Annotated in this window: 24 protein-coding genes; 17 read left to right on the top strand and 7 right to left on the bottom strand. The window is 48.0% G+C overall.

The features are described 5' to 3' along the window. The first annotated feature begins 1 nt into the window (after position 1). Positions 2–1,354 (top strand): glutathione-disulfide reductase, encoded by a 1,353-nt coding sequence (gorA, locus tag G434_RS10870; RefSeq protein ID WP_000160811.1) that lies wholly within the window; start codon positions 2–4, stop codon positions 1,352–1,354. Positions 1,355–1,407: 53 nt separating this feature from the next. Here the strand turns inward: gorA and dinQ are convergent, their stop codons facing one another. Further along, entirely contained in the window at positions 1,408–1,491 is an 84-nt protein-coding gene (dinQ, locus tag G434_RS0125480) for a damage-inducible type I toxin DinQ (RefSeq protein WP_001295215.1), read from the bottom strand. Between the two features lie 27 nt (positions 1,492–1,518). Between dinQ and G434_RS30345 the strand changes: the two genes are divergently transcribed. The 6 genes from G434_RS30345 (at position 1,519) to arsC (ending at position 6,533) form a co-directional block, all read left to right on the top strand. Beyond that, the gene (locus G434_RS30345; RefSeq protein WP_001297979.1) at positions 1,519–1,692 is read left to right on the top strand and encodes a hypothetical protein; all 174 of its coding nucleotides are present in this window, start codon (positions 1,519–1,521) and stop codon (positions 1,690–1,692) included. Between the two features lie 538 nt (positions 1,693–2,230). Further along, positions 2,231–2,584, top strand: a complete 354-nt coding sequence (locus tag G434_RS10860; protein WP_000008949.1) for a transcriptional regulator — start codon at positions 2,231–2,233, stop codon at positions 2,582–2,584. A gap of 47 nt (positions 2,585–2,631) precedes the next feature. Then, positions 2,632–2,994 (top strand): arsenite efflux transporter metallochaperone ArsD, encoded by a 363-nt coding sequence (gene arsD, locus G434_RS10855; RefSeq protein WP_000855180.1) that lies wholly within the window; start codon positions 2,632–2,634, stop codon positions 2,992–2,994. Between the two features lie 17 nt (positions 2,995–3,011). Next, the gene (arsA, locus tag G434_RS10850) at positions 3,012–4,763 is read left to right on the top strand and encodes an arsenical pump-driving ATPase (protein WP_000670584.1); all 1,752 of its coding nucleotides are present in this window, start codon (positions 3,012–3,014) and stop codon (positions 4,761–4,763) included. Positions 4,764–4,805: 42 nt separating this feature from the next. After that, positions 4,806–6,095, top strand: coding sequence for an arsenite/antimonite:H(+) antiporter ArsB (gene arsB / locus G434_RS10845; RefSeq protein WP_000922631.1), 1,290 nt, complete (start codon positions 4,806–4,808; stop codon positions 6,093–6,095). 12 nt (positions 6,096–6,107) lie between these two features. Further along, the gene (gene arsC, locus G434_RS10840) at positions 6,108–6,533 is read left to right on the top strand and encodes a glutaredoxin-dependent arsenate reductase (RefSeq protein WP_000065788.1); all 426 of its coding nucleotides are present in this window, start codon (positions 6,108–6,110) and stop codon (positions 6,531–6,533) included. A 133-nt stretch (positions 6,534–6,666) separates the two neighbouring features. On the opposite strand, the gene G434_RS10835 is transcribed toward arsC, so the two are convergent. Beyond that, positions 6,667–6,963, bottom strand: coding sequence for an ArsR/SmtB family transcription factor (locus tag G434_RS10835; RefSeq protein WP_001175589.1), 297 nt, complete (start codon positions 6,961–6,963; stop codon positions 6,667–6,669). A 107-nt stretch (positions 6,964–7,070) separates the two neighbouring features. On the opposite strand from G434_RS10835, the gene G434_RS10830 reads away from it, so the two are divergent. From G434_RS10830 to G434_RS10815, 4 genes are all read left to right on the top strand, one after another. Continuing rightward, the gene (locus G434_RS10830; protein WP_001306360.1) at positions 7,071–8,072 is read left to right on the top strand and encodes a permease; all 1,002 of its coding nucleotides are present in this window, start codon (positions 7,071–7,073) and stop codon (positions 8,070–8,072) included. A gap of 580 nt (positions 8,073–8,652) precedes the next feature. Beyond that, complete coding sequence (locus G434_RS10825; protein ID WP_000020611.1) at positions 8,653–9,876, top strand: hypothetical protein; 1,224 nt, start codon at positions 8,653–8,655, stop codon at positions 9,874–9,876. Between the two features lie 244 nt (positions 9,877–10,120). Next, positions 10,121–10,687, top strand: coding sequence for an outer membrane lipoprotein Slp (slp, locus tag G434_RS10820; protein ID WP_001057453.1), 567 nt, complete (start codon positions 10,121–10,123; stop codon positions 10,685–10,687). A 152-nt stretch (positions 10,688–10,839) separates the two neighbouring features. After that, a complete protein-coding gene (locus tag G434_RS10815) occupies positions 10,840–11,370 on the top strand; it encodes a helix-turn-helix transcriptional regulator (RefSeq protein WP_000478615.1) in 531 nt (176 codons plus the stop codon). A gap of 60 nt (positions 11,371–11,430) precedes the next feature. Here the strand turns inward: G434_RS10815 and chuS are convergent, their stop codons facing one another. Beyond that, positions 11,431–12,459 (bottom strand): hematinate-forming heme oxygenase ChuS, encoded by a 1,029-nt coding sequence (gene chuS / locus G434_RS10810; RefSeq protein WP_001017183.1) that lies wholly within the window; start codon positions 12,457–12,459, stop codon positions 11,431–11,433. Between the two features lie 48 nt (positions 12,460–12,507). Then, positions 12,508–14,490 (bottom strand): TonB-dependent heme/hemoglobin receptor ChuA/ShuA, encoded by a 1,983-nt coding sequence (gene chuA, locus G434_RS10805; protein ID WP_000089587.1) that lies wholly within the window; start codon positions 14,488–14,490, stop codon positions 12,508–12,510. Positions 14,491–15,173: 683 nt separating this feature from the next. Between chuA and shuT the strand changes: the two genes are divergently transcribed. The 6 genes from shuT to G434_RS10775 are packed head-to-tail and all read left to right on the top strand — an operon-like array spanning position 15,174 to position 20,383. After that, complete coding sequence (gene shuT / locus G434_RS10800) at positions 15,174–16,088, top strand: heme ABC transporter substrate-binding protein ShuT (protein ID WP_001322813.1); 915 nt, start codon at positions 15,174–15,176, stop codon at positions 16,086–16,088. Between the two features lie 19 nt (positions 16,089–16,107). Beyond that, the gene (hutW, locus tag G434_RS10795) at positions 16,108–17,445 is read left to right on the top strand and encodes a heme anaerobic degradation radical SAM methyltransferase ChuW/HutW (protein WP_001095617.1); all 1,338 of its coding nucleotides are present in this window, start codon (positions 16,108–16,110) and stop codon (positions 17,443–17,445) included. 12 nt (positions 17,446–17,457) lie between these two features. After that, complete coding sequence (gene hutX / locus G434_RS10790; protein ID WP_000020046.1) at positions 17,458–17,952, top strand: heme utilization cystosolic carrier protein HutX; 495 nt, start codon at positions 17,458–17,460, stop codon at positions 17,950–17,952. Next, positions 17,952–18,575, top strand: coding sequence for an anaerobilin reductase (gene chuY, locus G434_RS10785; protein ID WP_000189349.1), 624 nt, complete (start codon positions 17,952–17,954; stop codon positions 18,573–18,575). Before hutX ends, chuY begins: the two co-directional genes overlap by 1 nt. 48 nt (positions 18,576–18,623) lie before the next feature. Continuing rightward, positions 18,624–19,616, top strand: a complete 993-nt coding sequence (gene shuU / locus G434_RS10780; RefSeq protein ID WP_000910398.1) for a heme ABC transporter permease ShuU/ChuU — start codon at positions 18,624–18,626, stop codon at positions 19,614–19,616. Continuing rightward, positions 19,613–20,383 carry a heme ABC transporter ATP-binding protein gene (locus G434_RS10775; protein WP_000622315.1) on the top strand — a complete coding sequence of 257 codons (771 nt, stop codon included), beginning with the start codon at positions 19,613–19,615 and terminating at the stop codon, positions 20,381–20,383. Before shuU ends, G434_RS10775 begins: the two co-directional genes overlap by 4 nt. Positions 20,384–20,434: 51 nt before the next feature. Here G434_RS10775 and G434_RS10770 read toward each other — a convergent pair whose 3' ends face one another. From G434_RS10770 to hdeA, 3 genes are all read right to left on the bottom strand, one after another. Beyond that, entirely contained in the window at positions 20,435–21,082 is a 648-nt protein-coding gene (locus G434_RS10770; RefSeq protein ID WP_001315061.1) for an MgtC/SapB family protein, read from the bottom strand. A gap of 63 nt (positions 21,083–21,145) precedes the next feature. Continuing rightward, positions 21,146–21,472: an acid-activated periplasmic chaperone HdeB gene (hdeB, locus tag G434_RS10765; protein WP_001298717.1), complete on the bottom strand. Its 327-nt coding sequence runs from the start codon at positions 21,470–21,472 to the stop codon at positions 21,146–21,148. A gap of 115 nt (positions 21,473–21,587) precedes the next feature. Further along, on the bottom strand, positions 21,588–21,920 hold the full coding sequence (hdeA, locus tag G434_RS10760) for an acid-activated periplasmic chaperone HdeA (protein WP_000756550.1): 333 nt from the start codon (positions 21,918–21,920) through the stop codon (positions 21,588–21,590). Between the last annotated feature and the right edge of the window lie 36 nt (positions 21,921–21,956).

Here is a 21,956-nt window from a genome sequence, read left to right on the forward strand (position 1 = left end):
CATGACTAAACACTATGATTACATCGCCATCGGCGGCGGCAGCGGCGGTATCGCCTCCATCAACCGCGCGGCTATGTACGGCCAGAAATGCGCGCTGATTGAAGCCAAAGAGCTGGGCGGCACCTGCGTGAACGTCGGCTGCGTGCCGAAAAAAGTGATGTGGCACGCGGCGCAAATCCGTGAAGCGATCCACATGTACGGCCCGGATTATGGTTTCGATACCACCATCAATAAGTTCAACTGGGAAACGTTGATCGCCAGCCGTACCGCCTATATCGACCGAATTCATACTTCCTATGAAAACGTGCTCGGTAAAAATAACGTTGATGTAATCAAAGGCTTTGCCCGCTTCGTTGATGCCAAAACGCTGGAAGTTAACGGTGAAACCATCACGGCCGATCATATCCTCATCGCCACCGGCGGTCGTCCGAGCCACCCGGATATTCCGGGCGTGGAATACGGTATTGATTCTGATGGCTTCTTCGCCCTTCCTGCTTTGCCAGAGCGCGTGGCGGTTGTTGGCGCGGGTTACATCGCCGTTGAGCTGGCTGGCGTGATTAACGGCCTCGGCGCGAAAACGCATCTGTTTGTGCGTAAACATGCGCCGCTGCGCAGCTTCGACCCGATGATCTCTGAAACGCTGGTCGAAGTGATGAACGCCGAAGGCCCGCAGTTGCACACCAACGCCATCCCGAAAGCAGTAGTGAAAAATGCTGATGGTAGCCTGACGCTGGAGCTGGAAGATGGGCGCAGTGAAACGGTGGATTGCCTGATTTGGGCGATTGGTCGCGAGCCTGCCAATGACAACATCAACCTGGAAGCCGCTGGCGTTAAAACCAACGAAAAAGGCTATATCGTCGTCGATAAATATCAAAACACCAACGTTGAAGGTATTTACGCGGTGGGCGATAACACGGGTGCAGTAGAACTGACACCGGTGGCAGTTGCAGCGGGTCGCCGTCTCTCTGAACGCCTGTTTAATAACAAGCCGGATGAGCATCTGGATTACAGCAACATTCCGACCGTGGTCTTCAGCCATCCGCCGATTGGTACTGTTGGTTTAACGGAACCGCAGGCGCGCGAGCAGTACGGCGACGATCAGGTGAAAGTGTATAAATCCTCTTTCACCGCAATGTATACCGCCGTCACCACTCATCGCCAGCCGTGCCGCATGAAGCTGGTGTGCGTTGGACCGGAAGAGAAGATTGTCGGAATTCACGGCATTGGTTTTGGTATGGATGAAATGTTGCAGGGCTTCGCGGTGGCGCTGAAGATGGGCGCAACCAAAAAAGACTTCGACAACACGGTTGCCATTCACCCGACAGCGGCAGAAGAGTTCGTGACAATGCGTTAAATGTTAAAGGGCTAAGAGTAGTGTGCTCTTAGCCCTTAATTACGTTTCCGCTATCAGTTCAGAAGCTGAAGCAGAAAGCGGATCAGTTCCAGCAGCGCAATTAACGCTCCAAGAACGATGATTGCTTTATCAATCACCCGTTTTCTCCATGCGATGGAGTGAGAATGCATCCGCTTACTCATCCACTGCCTGTCACGGCGCATGTCTCATTGTTAGATGACGACTATCTCACTCCGGCCAGAGCATCAGTTAACGGCACCACCCGTACTTCTGACCAGGACTTTGAAAGCGTTTATGCGCATTGCCAGAGTGAAAATGTCTCAGAGCTAACTGGATAATCATACAGTACTTGCGGGTTATAAAACCAGCATGTCCTTGCAATAGTTTCAGTATGGTATTAGCATTGATGCGTTAGATGATGACTATCTCACTCCAGTCAGAGCCACCAACTCAGGGCTGAAGAGTAAAAAAACCGACGCGAAGTCGGTTTTTTTACATCCGGATTCGGACAAGGCTTAATATGACGATGACCCAGTGAAAGTATATAAATCGTCACTGCGATATATACCGAAGTGCCCCCTCCGCCAGCTGAAGAAATCGCTAATTCTTGCAATGTTAGCCACTGGCTAATAGTATTGAGCTGTTAGATAAGAGCTCTCTCACTCCAGCCAGAGCCACCAACTCAGGCTGAAGAGTAAAAAACCGACGCAAAGTCGGTTTTTTTACGTCCTGATTCAGACCTCCTTTCAAATGAATACCCAACTCAAAATTCACACCTATTACCTTCCTCTGCACTTACACATTCGTTAAACCATATATGTTTTTGACTTATCCGATTCGAAGAGAGACACTACCTGCAACAATCAGGAGCGCAATATGTCATTTCTGTTACCCATCCAACTGTTCAAAATTCTTGCCGATGAAACCCGTCTGGGCATCGTTTTACTGCTCAGCGAACTGGGAGAGTTATGCGTCTGCGATCTCTGCACTGCTCTCGACCAGTCGCAGCCCAAGATCTCCCGCCACCTGGCATTGCTGCGTGAATGCGGGCTATTGCTGGATCGCAAGCAAGGTAAGTGGGTTCATTACCGCTTATCGCCGCATATTCCAGCATGGGCAGCGAAAATTATTGAGCAAACAAGATTAAGCCAACTGGACGACGTGCAGGCTATCGCCCGTAAGCTGGCCGCAGCCAACTGCTCTGCAGACGGTAAAGCAAGCTGCAGTTAAAAAATTTGCCTGGATATATATGATTTTCCGAATGTGAGGTGTCGAAGATGAAGACGTTAACGGTGTTTGATCCGGCGATGTGTTGCAGTACCGGCGTCTGTGGTTCTGATGTTGATCAGGTGCTGGTCGATTTTTCCGCAGATGTGCAATGGCTGAAAAGCCGCGGTGTTCAGGTCGAACGTTACAATCTCGCGCAGCAACCGATGAGTTTCGTGCAAAACGAAAAAGCGAAAGCGTTTCTTGAGGCTTCCGGGGCGGAAGGATTGCCCTTGATCTTACTGGGAGGCGAAACCGTGATGGCGGGCCGTTATCCGAAACGCGCCGAGCTAGCCCGCTGGTTTGGGATCCCGCTGGAGAAGGTGGGGCTGGCACCAACACACTGCTGTGGCGGAAAAACCGACTGTTGTTGAGCCGGTCAGGGGGACATATGAAATTCTTACAGAATATCCCGCCTTATCTGTTTTTTACCGGTAAGGGAGGTGTAGGTAAAACGTCAATTTCCTGCGCAACTGCTATCCATCTGGCGGAACAGGGAAAACGGGTTCTGCTTGTCAGCACCGACCCCGCGTCGAATGTCGGTCAGGTATTTAATCAAACTATTGGTAACGCTATTACTCCTGTGACAGCGGTTCCCGATTTGTCAGCGCTGGAAATTGACCCTCAGCAAGCCGCTGAACAGTATCGGGCCAGAATCGTTGACCCTATCAAAGGACTTCTCCCTGAGGAGGTTGTAAATAGTATACGCGAACAACTTTCGGGAGCATGTACGACAGAGATCGCGGCGTTCGATGAGTTCACCGGTTTACTGACCGATGCCTCTCTGCTGGCCCGCTTTGATCACATCATTTTTGATACCGCGCCAACGGGCCATACCATACGACTTCTGCAGCTCCCCGGTGCCTGGAGCAGTTTTATTGAAAGTAATCCCGATGGTGCCTCCTGTCTTGGCCCGATGGCTGGGCTGGAAAAACAGCGTGAGCAGTACGCTGATGCGGTAGAAGCATTATCCGATCCTGAGCGTACCCGCCTGGTGCTGGTTGCACGCCTGCAAAAATCAACATTGCAGGAAGTCGCTCGCACTCATGAAGAACTGGCAGCGATTGGTCTTAAAAATCAGTATCTGGTGATCAACGGCGTATTGCCTGAGTCCGGGCAGCAAAATGACCCACTAGCAATGGCAATAGTTCAGCGTGAGCAGGAAGCCCTGGTAAATTTACCCGCCGGTTTATCGACCATTCCAGCAGATACCCTCTTTCTTCAACCGGTGAACATGGTTGGCGTGCCTGCATTAAAAGGTCTTTTTAATACCCGTTTCGAGCCTGCCCCACTCTCTGGCCAGGTGCGCCAGCAATTCTCTGAAAACATGTCATTCTCTGAGTTAGTGAATGATATTGCCCGCAGTGAACACGGTCTGATCATGCTGATGGGAAAAGGCGGCGTGGGGAAAACCACAATGGCCGCAGCTATCGCCGTCAGGCTGGCAGATATGGGATTCGATGTGCATCTTACAACCTCCGATCCTGCTGCCCACATTAACACTACCCTAAACGGCACACTTAACAACCTACAGGTCAGCAGGATCAATCCGCAGGAAGAGACCGAGCGCTATCGCCAGCATGTCCTTGAGACAAAGGGAAAAGATCTCGATGAAGCGGGGAAACGACTGCTGGAAGAGGATTTACGCTCTCCCTGCACCGAAGAGATTGCTGTATTTCAGGCGTTCTCGCGCGTGATCCGTGAGGCGGGTAAACGTTTTGTGGTGATGGATACCGCACCAACCGGTCACACGCTGTTACTGCTGGATGCCACCGGGGCTTATCACCGTGAAATTGCGAAAAAAATGGGCGAAAAAGGTCACTTTACTACGCCAATGATGCAACTTCAGGATCCGCAACGCACCAAAGTGCTGCTGGTTACGCTGCCTGAAACCACACCCGTACTGGAAGCGGCTAATTTGCAGGCCGATCTTAAACGCGCAGGGATTCATCCCTGGGGCTGGATAATCAATAACTGCCTTTCTATTGCGGAAACTCGTTCGTCGCTACTGTGTCAGCGAGCAACGCAGGAACGACCACAAATTGAGGCGGTGATGGCCCGACATGCTAAGCGTGTAGCGCTGGTCCCTCTATTCGCACAAGAACCTACGGGTATCGAAAAACTCAGAAAGCTGGCAAGTTAATTTTTTATACAGGGCGACCATGTCGCCCTGTCAGGAGGGTGTATGTTACTGGCAGGCGCTATTTTTGTCCTGACCATCGTATTGGTTATCTGGCAGCCGAAAGGTTTAGGCATCGGCTGGAGTGCAACGCTCGGCGCGGTACTGGCGTTGCTTACGGGCGTGGTTCATCCGGGTGATATTCCGGTGGTGTGGAATATCGTCTGGAACGCGACGGCGGCGTTTATTGCCGTCATTATCATCAGCCTGCTGCTGGATGAGTCCGGCTTTTTTGAATGGGCGGCGCTGCACGTCTCACGCTGGGGCAATGGACGCGGTCGCTTGCTGTTCACCTGGATTGTCCTGCTCGGTGCCGCCGTTGCAGCTCTGTTTGCCAATGATGGCGCGGCGCTGATTTTAACGCCAATTGTCATCGCCATGCTGCTGGCTTTAGGATTCAGTAAAGGCACTACGCTTGCGTTTGTGATGGCGGCCGGGTTCATTGCCGATACCGCCAGCCTGCCGCTTATTGTCTCCAACCTGGTGAATATCGTTTCCGCAGATTTCTTTGGCCTCGGCTTTCGCGAATACGCATCGGTGATGGTGCCGGTGGATATCGCCGCAATTGTTGCCACGCTGGTGATGTTGCATCTTTATTTCCGCAAAGATATTCCGCAGAACTACGACATGGCGCTGCTGAAATCGCCCGCAGAAGCGATTAAAGATCCTGCTACGTTCAAAACTGGCTGGTTTGTTTTACTGTTTCTGCTGGTGGGATTTTTCGTCCTGGAACCGCTCGGCATTCCGGTAAGCGCCATTGCGGCAGTGGGCGCGCTGATATTATTTGCCGTCGCTAAACGCGGTCATGCAATTAATACGGGTAAAGTCCTGCGCGGTGCGCCCTGGCAGATTGTCATCTTCTCGCTCGGCATGTATCTGGTGGTTTATGGCCTGCGCAATGCCGGACTAACGGAATATCTTTCTGGCGTACTCAACGTGCTGGCGGAAAACGGCCTGTGGGCCGCGACGCTCGGCACCGGATTCCTCACCGCCTTCCTCTCTTCTATTATGAACAATATGCCGACGGTACTGGTTGGCGCGTTGTCCATTGATGGCAGCACGGCATCTGGCGTTATCAAAGAAGCGATGGTTTATGCCAACGTGATTGGCTGCGATTTGGGACCGAAAATTACCCCAATTGGTAGCCTGGCTACGCTACTCTGGCTGCACGTACTTTCGCAGAAGAATATGACTATCAGCTGGGGATATTACTTCCGTACAGGAATTATCATGACCCTGCCGGTGCTTTTTGTGACGCTGGCTGCGCTGGCGCTACGCCTCTCTTTCACTTTGTAATGAGATATTGATATGAGCAACATTACCATTTATCACAACCCGGCCTGCGGTACGTCGCGTAATACGCTGGAGATGATCCGCAACAGCGGTACAGAACCGACCATTATCTATTATCTGGAAACACCGCCAACGCGCGATGAGCTGGTCAAACTCATTGCCGATATGGGGATTTCCGTACGCGCGCTGTTGCGTAAAAACGTCGAGCCGTATGAGGAACTGGGCCTTGCAGAAGATAAATTTACTGACGATCGGCTAATCGACTTTATGCTTCAGCACCCGATTCTGATTAATCGCCCGATTGTGGTGACGCCGCTGGGAACTCGCCTGTGCCGCCCTTCAGAAGTGGTGCTGGAAATTCTGCCAGATGCGCAACAACGCGCGTTCACCAAGGAAGATGGCGAGAAAGTGGTTGATGAAGCGGGTAAACGCCTGAAATAAAGCGGCGATATCCACTGCCGATAGTTGGTAAAGTGCGCTTCGTTTATGTCGGATGCGACGCTAACGCGTCTTATCCGACCTACAAAACCGTGCAAATTCAATATATGGCATGAAATCTGTAGCGCGTAGCGCATCAGGCAATTTTGCTATTTACGCAGCACTCCTCGCGTAAGAATTCAATTATCGCTTCCAGCATTGCGTATTGCGAAACACACATCAGCGTCCGACTCTCACGGTTTTGTTTGACCAGCCCTACCGATACCAGTGCTGAAATATGGTGACTGAGTGTAGAGCCGGGTATCCCAAGCTGCTTTTGCAACTCACCGACCGGCAAACCTTGTTCCCCCGCTTTGACCAGGTGTTTGAATATGAACAAACGGGTCGGGTGACCTAGCTCTTTCAGCGCTTTAGCAACTTCTTCCAACTGCATATGACACCCCCTTTGTCTGGTTGATATTTCGATAATACCAGAAATATCTTGATCTGAATTTCATTTCGATTATTCTGGAAATATGGATTCATTCAATGAGGTTACGTATGAGTAGTTGGCTTGCGATGCTGCAAGATGCCGCAGAGATGTTTGTGTTTCTCGCCGTCGAGCTTTCTTTGCTGTTTATAGTGATTAGTGCCGGTGTCAGCCTGATAAGACAAAAGGTGCCAGACCATAAAATCCAGCAGATGATGGGGGCCAGAAAAGGGAGAGGCTATCTCCTGGCGGCTCTGTTGGGAGCCGTTACCCCGTTCTGTAGTTGCTCGACAATCCCCATGTTACGTGGATTGTTGTCAGCGAAAGCCGGGTTCGGTCCGACCCTCACTTTTTTATTTGTTTCACCGTTACTTAATCCCATTATCGTCGGACTAATGTGGGTAACCTTTGGCTGGAAAGTTACCTTGTTGTACGCGATTATCGCCGCCGGCATCTCCGTACTTGCCAGTATTATCCTCGATTCTCTGGGGTTTGAACGTCATATCATTGCCAGTAAAAGCTCATCAGCAAATTGTTGTGCTCCAGCCAAAACTTCGCCAGGGACGACATATACGCCCATAAAAGTGAGTTGCTGTAGTCCAGCGGCTAAAGTCATTGAGAAACCCGCAGTTAACTGTTGCAGTACCAAAGCAGTGGCAAGTATTAATCCCATAAAATTAGCCATCAAAGATGCATTGCAGCAGTTTAAAGACGTACTGCCATATCTTGTGTTAGGGGTATTACTAGGCTCTTTTATTTATGGCTTTATCCCCTCACAGTGGATTGCCGCTCATGCAGGGGCAGATAATCCCTTCGCCATCCCATTGAGCGCCGTTGTCGGAATTCCGCTGTATATCCGGGCAGAGGCGGTTATCCCTCTGGCATCTGTTCTGATGACAAAAGGAATGGGTCTGGGAGCATTAATGGCATTAATCATCGGCAGTGCCGGAGCAAGCCTGACGGAAGTGATATTACTTAAATCAATGTTCAGAATACCGATGATAGTTGCATTCCTGACGGTTATATTAGGTATGGCTATCTTGATGGGCTATTTGACTCAAATGCTATTTTAAATAGATGCCAGCAGTAAACTATAAGGAGCATTGTGAGTGCCTTATCCTTCTGAGTAGAAAATCATAGATAGGATAATCCTTAAAAATCACAAATAACTTAACTAATGCTTTGAGAATGATGACGGATCCGTCAGTAAGTCATCAATCGACAATCACCACGCAATCATGCTTCTCTGACATTTTATCGGAGAAGCAATGTCTCTTTGTTTCAGTGCTATCCCCCCTTTTAAAGGGCAGATTTCAGTCGCCAATACAACACATTTTTAAATACACTTTAACCTGGTTCATTATTACACATCTAAAACATCACAAAAATATCACTTCACACACTATCGGAGAACATCATAACTTTTTAAAATGAGCGCTTTTTGATAGTTGTTAACGGTTTCCTTTACGATACTATCACTGCCTTTTTTTTATACACAAATATTACTGGGTGGAAATGAAAGGGAAGTTAAAGGTAATTATATCAGGAAGATATGACGCACTGTGTTTATTTCCGCGTAGAAGAAAATCCATTCCTGCTCTAATTCTCCGATTTACAAAAATTTAGCGAAATAGATGAACAATAAGGAATGTTATGTCAATTGACTTTACCCCAGGTATAATAAATACATATCACGGCGATATTTATAACTGCACAACAAATACCGATAATGTTAAAACGCCGGACACACCGAAGTGGCCTTGTGATAATTGGGAAGAACAACAACACATTAATTCCACATTCTCTGGAGAAGGATACAACCCTGAACAATTTGATTTAGCACAACACCAACTCCAACAAATTAATGCGTGCCACACGAACACTACAGATACAAATGCAGACTACTCAAAAGTTGTGGCTCAACTTGTAAGTCTTATTACTAACATTGAAACGATAAGTTCGACACAACTTACGCAACAGACACAATCAATACTTAATCAGATTAATAACATTAGATACGAAAAAAACAAAAGTGCTGAATGTCGAATCATTGTTGTCGCTAATCCTAAACCCGACAAGGCAATCATAACTAAAATTAGCGTAGAAGAGGGAATACCCATAACATTCAGTGTCCAAACCATATTTTCAGATACTAATTTTATTGCTGAACAACGAGCTGACTTACCGACTAATATAAAAGATATTCAAAACCTGTATCAAAAAATGACGAAGTTATATATTGAGCACAGTGAAAATAAAAACAGGATGAAAGTCTTTGCCGGAACCAACTTTATTGATTTCAATATGACAGGACAGGATCTGTCCGGGTTCGTTCTAACCTTGTCAAGGTTTTATTTCGAAGATCTACTTAATATAAATTTCACTGACGCAAATTTAGGTGACACTATTTTTTCACATAAAGAACACCCTACCCCAAAATTATATAAAGACGAACAATATCTTGACAAACAAATCGAAGGTTTATTTTCAACATTATTAACCATTAATGACAACTTTTTACGAGCAAAAGCGGAAATTGCTTCGACAATAATTAAATTCTTAGAGGCCAGGATAACCAATCTTTCATATAATGACATATTAAAATATCAGCAAGAATTCCAAAAACAATGTTATAAGCAAGTTAAAGCCTTTACGACACTCTCCCGATACAATAAAATTCAAACATGGGCAGAAATGTCTGAATATCAATTCGTAGTATTTCAATACGAGACGCTTAACCCAAAAAAAATGTCATACGCACCTTATTTAAAGAGATCTCTACCTGATGAAAAAACTATAAATTATGGGGTGGAAATAGAAACACCAACTGGCAAAAGAATTCGCTTATCAAATCATTACCAGAATATAATCCCATAATATGAACATTAGCACTTTATAATCATTGAATAAAAATAGATTTTATGTACCTTTAAAAAAAGGCTATTTTATGGGGCGATGGATACTCATGTCACGCCCCAAAATTAACAGAATTAAACTAAACAGAAGGGATATAAACATCAGACAGGTTTACGTTACTATCAGGCATATCGCCTCAGAATCAGATGAAAACTATAAAGAAATATCTATTATGGTTTTAATATTTGTTGATAAGGATAGTAACATGAACATGACAAAAGGTGCACTCATCCTCAGCCTTTCATTTTTGCTTGCCGCATGTAGTTCAATTCCGCAAAATATCAAAGGCAATAACCAACCTGATATTCAAAAAAGTTTTGTTGCTGTTCATAACCAGCCGGGGTTATATGTTGGTCAACAAGCGCGCTTTGGCGGGAAGGTTATCAACGTTATCAATGGCAAAACGGATACGTTGTTAGAAATCGCTGTATTACCGTTGGATAGCTATGCGAAGCCTGATATTGAAGCCAACTATCAGGGCCGACTGCTCGCCAGACAAAGCGGCTTCCTTGATCCAGTGAACTATCGTAATCACTTTGTTACCATCCTCGGTACCATTCAGGGTGAACAACCTGGCTTTATCAATAAAGTCCCGTATAACTTCCTGGAAGTGAATATGCAGGGCATCCAGGTGTGGCATTTGAGAGAAGTGGTTAATACCACCTATAACCTGTGGGATTACGGCTATGGTGCATTCTGGCCGGAACCGGGCTGGGGCGCGCCTTACTACACCAATGCGGTGAGTCAGGTAACACCTGAGCTGGTCAAATAACACCACCGAGAGATGCAGATGCTTTCTCAGCATCTGCATCATGCATTACATCAAATTAATACACAGCCAGCTAACTATTATTATAAGCCCTGTCCTGTTAATTACCTTTGGCAAACTGATTATAAAGTTAATGTCCGCACCAGGAGTCGGTTATGTTTCTTATAATTACCAGGGATACGATGTTCTTCACTGCGATGAAAAACATTCTGAGTAAAGGTAATGTCGTTCATATACAGAACGAAGAAGAGATCGACGTAATGTTGCATCAGCATGCCTTCGTCATTATTGATACATTAATGAATAATGTATTTCATTCTAATTTGCTCACTCAAATTGAACGATTAAAACCTGTCCATGTGATTATTTTCTCTCCCTTTAATATTAAACGCTGCCTGGGGAAAGTACCGGTGACCTTTGTTCCGCGAACTATCACCATTATCGACTTTGTCGCACTCATCAATGGCAGTTACTGCTCTGTGCCTGAAGCGGATGTGTCCCTTTCGCGCAAGCAGCATCAGGTTCTGAGCTGCATTGCGAATCAAATGACAACGGAAGATATTCTGGAGAAACTGAAAATATCGCTAAAAACGTTCTACTGCCATAAACACAATATCATGATGATCCTCAATCTTAAGCGGATCAATGAGTTGGTACGCCATCAGCATATTGATTATCTGGTGTGATCGATTGATTAATATAAAGAGGCCCAGCAATAAATAGCCAGACCTCCCGTTAATTATACGTTATGCAGTAACGACTTCCGGTATCAGCGAAGCAATTTGCTTACGCCATTGCGCTTGCTCCTGTTCGCCTTCTGTACGTTGACCATAAAGTTGCGCTATCTGCGTACCATCATGGGCAAACAATTCCAGACTGGTCACATAACCGTCACTAGCAGGCTTACGGGTTACCCAGGTTTCAGCAATGCTCTCTTCTAATAGATGAAGAGTAAACGTCGGGTTAAAAATATTCAGCCAACCTTTCATTGGCACCACTTTTTCTACCACGCCAGTGAAAATCTGTACGCAGCCACGGTTGCCAACAAACACCATGATTTCATTGCCATCCTGCTGTGCAGATTCAAGAATTTGCGCCAACGCACTGTTGGATACTTTGCAGGCCAAATCGTCTGCCACCAGATTGAACGCCTGTTGGCGCGTCAGGTTGTGGCGCTTGAGCAACGTAAAAAACTGATGAACGTCGGTCATCGCCCGCCACTCTTGCTCAACCACACTGGCATCGGCTCGCATTTGAACGACTGGCGCATCACCGGCTTTTAACTCAAGCGGCGTATTCTCATCGGCGATAAACCGTGCCAGAAGCTCACTCCATGCCGCCATATCGGTATTGTCGGTGGCATAAACTTTTAGTAATGCATCGCCCTGATGATCAAAGAACTGAATACTCTGGCGTTCGCTACGAGTCGTATTTTCTTTAATGTGAAAAACACTGGCCCATTGATTGAGAAACAGACGCAAATCCAGCGCGCGCGGATTGAGGATCAATCCGGCATGTCCGTTCAAATGCTGGTTTGTGAACGCACCAACTTGCTCATGGACTGCATATTCATTACGACAAATACATTTGGTCTCGCCAACACTTTCGAGCGCCGCCAGAATGTCACGGATATCGCCGCACATCCGCCACGCATCGTGCGTGACGCGTGCAAATGCCAGTTCTGCTTCGCTAATATTCATTAAACCTGCGATGTCACGCGCGTACTTTCCGGGATTTTGTTCTTTTAACTCAAGCCAGCGTGTGTAGTGGTTCATTGTCTCTCTTCCTTCCAGATAAATGCCCCGAAATATCGGGGCAGATGATTACCATTGATAACTCACGAAAATTTTTCCATTACGACCATCCTGTGGGATGCCTTGTGGCGACCAGTACTCTTTATCGAAGGCGTTGCCCAATACCAGAGTAGTGGTCATGCCTTTGAGCGCCTGCTGCCCTTGATAACTGACGTAGAAATCATTCACACCATAGCCAGGTTGTTTGCTGTAACTGCTGCTGATATGTGTTGAGCGATCGGCAAACGTACCAACCCACCCAACAGAGAAGCCACTGTGAGCGATCGGAATATTCAGGGTGCTGGTAACGGTATCCGGGTTAATACTGGAGATATATTCGCCGGTATCGGTGTCTTTGCCGCGGGTACGGTTATAGGCCACATCAAGGCTAAACAGATCAGTGGTATATTTCGTCATCACATCCCAGCCCCAGATTTTGGCGTTCGGGACGTTATACGACATAGTTGTCGCCGCCGCGAAATCGACGGTCGTGGAGATGTAATCCTTCGCTTTGGTATCAAAGTAGCTGGCTTTAAATTCCAGAGCATCATTGGACAACATCAGGTCATCAAAACGCAGCCCAAAACCGTACTCCTGAGTTTCGTTAGTTTCCGGACGTAAGTTCGGGTTTGGCACCCAATAGTTGGTATAGAAGCGACCAATCGAGAAGTGCTTAGAATCGTTATACATTTCGCCCATCGTCGGGGCGCGGAATGCCTGGGCATATGAGCCAAATAACATCAGCCAGTTAGTCGGGTTGATAGTCATCCCCGCGCGAGATGACCATTTGTCGGCATCAACATCTTTGTAGCCGTCGCTGCTACCGCGATAACTGTCATAGCGGGTTCCGCCAAGCAGGGTAATCGGCAGATCGCGTAAGGTGATCTCATCCTGTAGCCAGCCGGAGCTAAAATCGATTTTTGCTTGCGGGAAGCCCGTCGTCGCGCCGCCCGGATGTTGTTCCTGACGATAATACTCACCGCCATATGTCAGTAAGTGAGAAGCGAAACTGTCGGCAAATAGAGTGGAACGGTTCTCCAGCCTGGTTCCTTTTGTTATCTGTTCACGATACTCGCCGGAACTCCCCGTGTTTTGCGCATTAATACGGACTTCCGACCAGTAAATTTTTGCATCTGCATTTAACCAGTCGTTGCCCTGCGGGGCGAGTTTATAAGAAAGCTGCGCATCGCGTTGAATTGTTGAACGATCAACCATCGGGTTGCTGCTATCAGAAGCCTCAACAGTCTGCGGATTTTTTGGTTCACGCGCGTCGTTGTTGTAGTAACGCACTAAACCGCTCAGAGACTGGGCTGAATCAATTTGCCAGGTCCCTTTCGCCAGCATGTTATTAATGGACTCGTCATTCGGCGCGGTTTCACCATTGCTCTGGCGTAAATCACCCCGATCGCGACTGGACCAGGCCACAATACCATCCAGATTTTCAGTTCGCCCAAACGCGCTCGCGCCTAATCCCAGGCTATGGTCCCCCGTGCCGCCAGTACCAAAGACACGAAAACCACTACTTTGTCCTTCCTGCAATAAATCTTTTGCATCGACCGTATCGTAGGAGATCACCCCACCCAGCGCGCCACTGCCATACAGTAATGCTGAAGGTCCGCGAACAATCTCAACACGCTTGATCAGCGCCGGATCAAGAAAAGTACCATTCAGGTGTCCGGTATCCGTTCCCTGGCGAACACCATCGACAAGAACCAGCACGCCGCGATGATCATAGCCACGCATATTTACATCCTGACCGTTGGTTCGTCCGGTACCATCAAGAGTAATTCCAGGAACATGACGCAGCAGATCGGTGGCTGAAGTAGCCGTTTGATTTTCAGGAGCGGAAGTGTCGATGACGCTGACCATCATAGGCGCTTCGAAGGAACTACGGGCATTCCCCGTTGCCGTAACGGTCATGGTTTCAGTAGCAAAAGCAAACGTTGGCAAGGTGGCAGAAACAGCCAAAGCCAACAAACTCAAACGCAACGAGGTAAATTGCGGACGTGACATAGCGATTCTCCATGAGGAAAATAAAAAATGCTGGCTGCCTGGGTTAATACCGGGGTGGCTGGCGAAAAATAAATTTATTTAAAATTCAGAGCGATAATATTCGCCGGGTGAGTTTACAGGCGTTTATATCCCATGAAATTGCCTGGTATCTCGGCAAATACGCAAAAGCACGCCCTCTTTGTCAGGCAAAACGATATGCCCCATCAGGAGTGAAGAGCGCTGTGCGTTACCCCTTGTAAATGATATGGCTTTGTTATCCATATGGCCGTATTTTGTTAAATGCAAACGTGATAATGAGAATTATTATCGATCAATTTTTTATGATCAAGCTTTTTTTTAACCGCCATTAACACAATAAACAGGGGGTTATGAAACTTATCCTGCGCCCTGGAAACCACTTTATTTTTATGGTTATTCCCCCATGACCTCATCACTAAACTTTGTCGTTAACAGTGATAATTTTCTCTTCGCTTTGCTCTGCAAGCCTCGATATCTCTGGGTTCTCAGCTTTTTCCCGCGCTGAAATTTAGTCGGTAACAAGAACGTTAGCTGACGAAGCATCTTGATAAAAATCAAAAATAAATACGCTTGTAACGCCTTGCGTATTGAATCGACGGTTGTATTTCATATATAACTCAAATGATAATCATGATCATTCTCAATTTGATAAGAGTTCTCATATTATGCCAAGGATCATCACCAGGCCGTTTCTTTTTTCCCCACTGACGTTATGTATTTCAGCCGTGGCCTCTGCCGCGAAGACCGCGGTAAAACGAAAAAAATTGTTTACGGCAGTACTGGCTCTTAGCTGGGCTTTTAGCGTAACGGCTGCCGAACGTATCGTGGTCGCAGGAGGATCGCTGACGGAGCTAATCTACGCGATGGGCGCTGGCGAACGCGTGGTTGGTGTCGATGAAACGACATCTTATCCACCAGAAACCGCCAAACTGCCGCATATTGGCTACTGGAAACAACTCAGCAGCGAAGGCATTTTGTCACTTCGCCCGGATAGCGTAATTACCTGGCAGGATGCCGGGCCACAAATTGTGCTCGACCAACTACGAGCGCAGAAAGTCAACGTCGTCACCCTGCCGCGTGTGCCTGCCACCCTTCAGCAGATGTACGCCAACATTCGCCAACTGGCAAAAACGCTACAGGTTCCTGAACAAGGCGAGGCGCTGGTGACACAGATCAACCAACGCCTGGAGCGAGTACAGCAAAACGTGGCGGCCAAAAAAGCCCCGGTTAAAGCCATGTTTATTCTCTCCGCAGGCGGAAGTGCGCCACAGGTTGCCGGTAAAGGCAGCGTCGCGGACGCCATTCTTTCGCTTGCCGGAGCAGAAAACGTCGCAACCCACCAGCAGTACAAAAGCTACAGTGCAGAATCACTGATTGCGGCCAATCCAGAAGTGATTGTCGTAACCTCACAAATGGTCGATGGCGATATTAATCGGCTACGTTCTATTGCCGGAATTACCCACACTGCCGCATGGAAAAACCAGCGCATTATCACCGTTGATCAAAACCTGATTCTGGGAATGGGTCCGCGTATTGCTGATGTCGTTGAGTCTTTACACCAGCAGCTTTGGCCGCAATAAATGGATTTAAATCAGACGAATGAACACAAATAACACCCTGGATCTCACGCCACATTTTGCTTTAGACGGTGATCAGCCATTTAAAGACAGGCGCGCCATGATGCCGTTTCGTGGAGCCATTCCGGTTGCCAAAGAGCAACTGGCACAGACCTGGCAAGAGATGATCAATCAAACGGCATCACCTCGTAAGCGACTGATTTACCTACACATTCCTTTTTGTGCGACACACTGCACGTTTTGTGGCTTTTATCAGAACCGTTTTAATGAAGATGCGTGTGCTCATTATACCGACGCCCTGATTCGTGAAATAGAAATGGAAGCGGACAGCGTATTGCATCAGTCTGCCCCCATCCACGCGGTCTATTTCGGTGGCGGTACGCCTTCCGCGCTTTCGGCACACGATTTGGCCAGAATCATCACCACATTACGAGAAAAGCTGCCACTGGCCCCTGATTGTGAAATCACTATCGAAGGCCGGGTACTGAATTTTGACGCTGAGCGAATCGATGGTTGTCTTGATGCAGGAGCAAACCGCTTCTCAATTGGTATCCAGTCGTTTAACAGCAAAATCCGCAAGAAAATGGCCCGCACCTCGGATGGCCCAACCGCCATTGCGTTTATGGAAAGCCTGGTCAAACGTGACCGTGCTGCGGTGGTCTGTGACCTGCTGTTTGGCCTGCCGGGTCAGGATGCGCAAACCTGGGGAGAAGATCTGGCTATTGCTCGCGATATCGGTCTCGACGGCGTCGATCTCTATGCGCTCAATGTCCTGCCCAATACACCGCTGGGCAAAGCCGTGGAAAATGGGCGCACTACCGTACCCTCACCGGCAGAACGTCGCGATCTTTATCTGCAAGGGTGTGATTTTATGGACGATGCCGGTTGGCGCTGCATCAGTAACAGCCACTGGGGCCGTACCACACGCGAACGCAATCTCTATAACCTGCTGATAAAACAAGGTGCCGATTGTCTGGCCTTTGGTTCCGGAGCCGGCGGTTCGATTAATGGTTACTCCTGGATGAACGAACGCAATCTGCAGACCTGGCATGAATCCGTCGCGGCAGGCAAAAAACCGCTGATGATGATCATGCGTAACGCCGAACGTAATGCGCAATGGCGTCATACCTTGCAGTCAGGTGTTGAAACAGCGCGTGTACCGCTGGATGAACTTACGCCACATGCCGAAAAACTCGCGCCGTTACTGGCTCAATGGCACCAAAAAGGCTTAAGCCGCGATGCGTCAACTTGCCTGCGGCTGACTAATGAAGGTCGTTTCTGGGCAAGCAATATTTTGCAGTCTCTTAATGAACTAATTCAGGTACTTAATGCGCCAGCGATTGTGCGTGAAAAACCATAACAGGAGTGATTTATGAGCCATGTCTCGTTACAAGAATTTTTGAAAACGGAGCCGGACGGTACGCTGGAGGTGGTAGCCGAACAATACAACACCACACTGCTGGAGGTAGTGAGAAATCTACCCTCCTCTACCATAGTGTCAGGCGATAAATTCGATACTGTCTGGGATACCGTCTGCGAATGGGGCAACGTCACCACGTTAGTACATACTGCCGATGTAATCCTCGAATTTAGCGGCGAACTGCCTTCGGGTTTCCACCGCCACGGCTATTTCAACCTACGCGGAAAGCACGGCATGTCCGGGCATATCAAAGCAGAAAACTGCACGCATATTGCCTTGATCGAACGTAAATTTATGGGCATGGACACCGCCTCTATTCTCTTTTTCAATAAGGAAGGCAGCGCCATGCTGAAAATCTTCCTCGGCAGGGATGACCATCGTCAGCTCCTGAGCGAACAGGTCAACGCTTTCCATGCTCTGGCGGCATCGTTAAAGGAACACGCCTGATGACGCCGTGGCTACTCTTTGGCGCAGGCGGAAAAGGTGTGGGTGCCAGAACGCTTGAACTGGCGCTGGCGGAACAACGTCCGGTCGTTGCTGTCATTCGTCATGCCGATGCCGCCACGAAACTGGCGCAACAAGGCGTACAGGTTTTTACAGGCGACGCCTGTGATGCCAGCGTAGTTGCGGCTGCTTGCCGCGCAGCTGGCCCGGATGCGCTTATCATCTCAACAATGGGAGGAGCTCAGGATTATCTGGCGCACAGAACAGTGATTGATGAGGCCGAAAAGGCCGGCATCAGTCGCATGATTCTGGTGACCTCTTTGGGATGCGGCGATAGCTGGCCGTTTTTATCGGAGCGGGCAAAGGCTGCGTTTGGTCAGGCGGTACGGGAAAAAACGCTGGCGGAAAGCTGGTTGCAAACCAGCCAGCTTGATTACGCCATTCTCCGCCCTGGCGGTCTGCTTGATGGGGCGGCAACGGGCAAAGCACAACGGATACAAAATCAGGAGTGTCATGGTTTTGTTCACCGTGCCGATGTCGCCGCACATATCCATGAACTGGCAAATGCGCCAGCACTTAACCAGCAGGTCCACAGTCTGATTGAACCGGACCTGAAACCGGCGTGATACCCCGGCGCGGAATCTCCGCGCCGTAATGTCGTAACGGAGTTTTGCGTGCTCAAGGATTCACTCTCTTCCGCCAGGATCTTTATGGGGCTATCACTATTATTGCTCGCTCTGGTGCTGTTCGGTGCCAGTCAGGGAGCGTTAAAGATCAGTTTTGATGCCCTTTTTGATGAGGAATACCGCGATATCTGGCTCAATATTCGTCTACCACGGGTTTTGCTGGCGGTGCTGGTAGGTGCAGCGTTGGCAGCCGCCGGGGTAATTATGCAGGGGCTTTTTCGCAACCCAATGGCTGACCCTGGATTACTCGGCGTCAGTAGCGGTTCTGCATTAATGGTCGGCGTTGCTATTGTGCTGCCCTTCTCCTTCCCCGTGGCGCTGGTGCTCTATGAGCAAATGGTGTTTGCCATTGCCGGAAGTTTAGTGGTCTGCACCATCATTTTTCTCATCACGCAGCGCCATCGCGATGGCAGCATGATGCAATTATTACTCTCCGGTATCGCCATCAATGCCCTGTGCGGCGCAGCGATCGGCATACTGAGCTATATCGGCGATGAGCAGCAGCTACGACAACTCACATTGTGGATGATGGGCAATCTTGGACAGGCGCAATGGCCGACGTTATTGGTTGCCAGTTCATTCATCCTACCGGCCATTATCGCAACAACTTGTCTCGCCGGAACGCTGAATTTACTGCAGCTCGGTGATGAAGAAGCCCACTACCTCGGCGTGAACGTTAAGCGTAAACGCCAGCAATTACTGTTAGTGAGCTCACTGCTCGTTGGTGCCGCCGTATCGGTAAGCGGCATTATCGGCTTTATTGGCCTGGTGATCCCGCATCTGATTCGTATGACTACCGGGGCAAATCACCGCTGGCTAATCCCTTGCTCCGCCCTCGCCGGAGCCTGTTTATTGCTGATGGCAGACACGCTTGCCCGCACGCTGGTACAGCCAGCAGAAATGCCCGTGGGATTATTAACCAGCCTGCTTGGTGGTCCTTATTTTATGTGGTTGATTCTGCGCAACCGGAGGATCACATGATCAGCGCCCAGAATCTGGTTTATAGCCTTCAGGGGCGGCGTCTGACTGATAATGTCTCGCTGACTTTTCCCGGTGGGGAAATTGTTGCCATTCTCGGCCCTAATGGTGCGGGAAAATCTACGCTGCTTCGCCAGTTAACCGGCTATCTTCAACCTGATAGCGGCGAATGTCGGTTGTTTAATAAGCCATTAAATGAATGGTCGATTACTGAACTGGCGAAACACCGGGCCGTGATGCGTCAAAATAGCCACATGGCGTTTCCATTCAGCGTACAAGAAGTTATCCAGATGGGGCGGCATCCGCATCGTACTGGTAATCAGGATAATGAAACAGCACAAATAATGGCGTTATGTGACTGTCAGGCGTTAGCAAACCGCGACTATCGGCAATTATCCGGTGGTGAACAACAGCGCGTGCAATTAGCGCGCCTGCTGGTGCAACTCTGGGAACCTACTCCCTCACCGAAATGGTTATTTCTTGATGAACCAACTTCGGCGCTGGATATTCACCATCAGCAGCACTTGTTTCGTTTATTACGCCAGCTAGTTCACGAACGGCAGTTCAATGTTTGCTGCGTATTGCACGATCTAAATCTTGCCGCGCGTTATGCAGACCGTATTGTATTAATGCAAAAAGGAAAGGTTATCGCAAATGGTAAACCGCAGGACGTATTGACACAGCAGGCGCTGACAATGCTCTACGGCGCGGATATTACCGTACTTAAAGATCCTGCCAACCATTCACCCCTTATCGTCCTCGATCATTAAAACCAACAGGAGTACCGCTCTGGTACTCCTGTGAATAAATAACTATACAGATTAGCTAATTGAAACGCCTTTCACCCCTGCCATACCTTTTAATAATCGCAACAGATCTTCTATCGACGTCGTGGCATGAAGCTGGATATCAATGGCGACCACTTCATGATCTTCATTTTCCTGCAACGAAACTAAATCCGTTTTTATTTTTTTCTGCTTAAACCAGTCGAGCATTGATACCGTATTACCGTTCACTAATGTCAGCTGTAAATGGTAATTTTTGTTCATCAGGCGGAAGGTTAATTGATGGAAGACTTCCAGCACCAGTAAGGTCATCACTGAACCATAAATGCCCAGTTCGTACATACCGCTACCAATAACCATACCAATGGCGGCGGTCACCCAGATATCTGCTGCCGTCGTCAGACCTACAATATTTTGGTTACGAACGAGAATGTTACCTGCACCGATAAACCCGACGCCCGTCACCACCTGAGCAGCAATACGGCTGGGGTCGAGTCCGACGTGATCTAAAGACAGTACGTCAGCAAAACCATATTTCGAAACAATCATAAACAGGGCGCTTCCCATGCCAATTAATACATGTGTGCGTAACCCTGCTCCTTTGCCGCGCATTTGCCTTTCCATGCCAATAGCGCCACAGGCAATTGCTGCGAGTATAAGACGTATAATAAATTCTGCTGTCATATAAAAATGCAAAAAGGAGCAGCAAGATGGCTCAACTTGCTACTCCTTTTTACTTGTACCTCATTAATTCGGCAAGTCATTAGATGCTTGATTTTTGAAGGTATACAAATTTTTCTGCGGGTTTTTCTTGCAGTATTCGATCACTTTAGGAATTTGAGTGAGATCGGTTTCATTTAAAGTAACGGTATCGCCACCTTTATATACTGTTTCTTCATGCAGCATCCACCATGCAACCGGTGTCATGGCTTTTGGATTCAGATCAATAAATTCCTGGCAGGTCATATCTTTAGCGGATTCATTGGCTGCCAGCGCAGATTGTGCGTTCACCAGTGACAAAGCCGCTACAGCGCCCATAAAAATAAACGCTTTACGGAGAGATGAAATATTCATTTTGTAACCCATTCAATATAGAGATTATATATGAACAGGAGGAATAGCTGCTTTTAAAGAAGATATTCCGGCCTGTTCAATATGCAAGGAAGTACGATGTAACGCATTCCCGGAATTACATATCTTTCTTAATTTTGTCCCATTCGCCTTTAACTTTATCTTTAAAGTTGGCTTGTTTATCCTGAGTACAAGCCTGAACGATAGCTGGGGTTACGGTTGCAATACCCTGAACATCTAAAACCGCATCTTCTGGTTTATCTTTGTTGTTCAGCGCTTCAGCAAAACCAACTGCAGTTGGCTGGAAGGATTCGTCCACAGCCAGGAAATCTTCACAGGTCCAGGAGTTGACCGGTTTTTTGTTATCAGCTGCTTTTTGCGCATCCGCTGCATTGCTCACAACTGGCAGAAGAAGCAGACCACCAAGAATAACGCCTAATACTTTTTTCATCGTAATATCCTCAACTATAAAGTGAAAGAGCCGTCA

Source organism: Escherichia sp. KTE172 (genome assembly GCF_000408845.1).
Classification (GTDB): Bacteria; Pseudomonadota; Gammaproteobacteria; order Enterobacterales; family Enterobacteriaceae; genus Escherichia; species Escherichia coli.

Coding starts and splice junctions, on each gene's coding strand:
- G434_RS10825 (WP_000020611.1), top strand. CDS start 8,653: ATGTCAATTGACTTTACCCCAGGTATAATAAATACATATCACGGCGAT.
- G434_RS30345 (WP_001297979.1), top strand. CDS start 1,519: ATGCATCCGCTTACTCATCCACTGCCTGTCACGGCGCATGTCTCATTG.
- G434_RS10860 (WP_000008949.1), top strand. CDS start 2,231: ATGTCATTTCTGTTACCCATCCAACTGTTCAAAATTCTTGCCGATGAA.
- arsD (WP_000855180.1), top strand. CDS start 2,632: ATGAAGACGTTAACGGTGTTTGATCCGGCGATGTGTTGCAGTACCGGC.
- G434_RS10830 (WP_001306360.1), top strand. CDS start 7,071: ATGAGTAGTTGGCTTGCGATGCTGCAAGATGCCGCAGAGATGTTTGTG.
- hdeA (WP_000756550.1), bottom strand. CDS start 21,920: ATGAAAAAAGTATTAGGCGTTATTCTTGGTGGTCTGCTTCTTCTGCCA.
- chuA (WP_000089587.1), bottom strand. CDS start 14,490: ATGTCACGTCCGCAATTTACCTCGTTGCGTTTGAGTTTGTTGGCTTTG.
- G434_RS10770 (WP_001315061.1), bottom strand. CDS start 21,082: ATGACAGCAGAATTTATTATACGTCTTATACTCGCAGCAATTGCCTGT.
- G434_RS10835 (WP_001175589.1), bottom strand. CDS start 6,963: ATGCAGTTGGAAGAAGTTGCTAAAGCGCTGAAAGAGCTAGGTCACCCG.
- slp (WP_001057453.1), top strand. CDS start 10,121: ATGAACATGACAAAAGGTGCACTCATCCTCAGCCTTTCATTTTTGCTT.
- arsA (WP_000670584.1), top strand. CDS start 3,012: ATGAAATTCTTACAGAATATCCCGCCTTATCTGTTTTTTACCGGTAAG.
- chuY (WP_000189349.1), top strand. CDS start 17,952: ATGACGCCGTGGCTACTCTTTGGCGCAGGCGGAAAAGGTGTGGGTGCC.
- hutX (WP_000020046.1), top strand. CDS start 17,458: ATGAGCCATGTCTCGTTACAAGAATTTTTGAAAACGGAGCCGGACGGT.
- shuT (WP_001322813.1), top strand. CDS start 15,174: ATGCCAAGGATCATCACCAGGCCGTTTCTTTTTTCCCCACTGACGTTA.
- G434_RS10775 (WP_000622315.1), top strand. CDS start 19,613: ATGATCAGCGCCCAGAATCTGGTTTATAGCCTTCAGGGGCGGCGTCTG.
- chuS (WP_001017183.1), bottom strand. CDS start 12,459: ATGAACCACTACACACGCTGGCTTGAGTTAAAAGAACAAAATCCCGGA.
- gorA (WP_000160811.1), top strand. CDS start 2: ATGACTAAACACTATGATTACATCGCCATCGGCGGCGGCAGCGGCGGT.
- arsB (WP_000922631.1), top strand. CDS start 4,806: ATGTTACTGGCAGGCGCTATTTTTGTCCTGACCATCGTATTGGTTATC.
- hutW (WP_001095617.1), top strand. CDS start 16,108: ATGAACACAAATAACACCCTGGATCTCACGCCACATTTTGCTTTAGAC.
- G434_RS10815 (WP_000478615.1), top strand. CDS start 10,840: ATGTTTCTTATAATTACCAGGGATACGATGTTCTTCACTGCGATGAAA.
- arsC (WP_000065788.1), top strand. CDS start 6,108: ATGAGCAACATTACCATTTATCACAACCCGGCCTGCGGTACGTCGCGT.
- hdeB (WP_001298717.1), bottom strand. CDS start 21,472: ATGAATATTTCATCTCTCCGTAAAGCGTTTATTTTTATGGGCGCTGTA.